At 45.5% G+C, this 275-nt stretch carries 1 pseudogene; it reads right to left on the reverse strand.

The annotated features are described in order from the left end of the window. Positions 1 to 209: pseudogene (locus NLF92_RS12860) on the reverse strand (LysR family transcriptional regulator); the annotation flags it as partial. Between the last annotated feature and the right edge of the window lie 66 nt (positions 210 to 275).

The raw sequence follows: 275 nt of genomic DNA on the forward strand, positions 1-275 counted from the left end.
AGCGTGCCACACCAATGGTTTAGTGCGTTCTCTTTCGCTACGACTTTCCTAATAATATCGATAATGTTTCCATAGTCGAGCGCAGATTTTCTCTGTTTTTTTGTCGCCGCCAGCACGGTTCTATGCATTTCAGGCTGAGTAATTTTGAGTGTCGATACCAGCCCTGACTCTCTTAAATGGAAAATAGCCGAGGTAGGTAAGATCATCACGCCCTCACCTTGCATTACCTGCCTTAACCCTGTCATAAGCTGCCCTGAGTAAGCGAGATCATGTTT

It is taken from the genome of Opacimonas viscosa (assembly GCF_024199005.1).
Lineage (GTDB): Bacteria > Pseudomonadota > Gammaproteobacteria > Enterobacterales > Alteromonadaceae > Opacimonas > Opacimonas viscosa.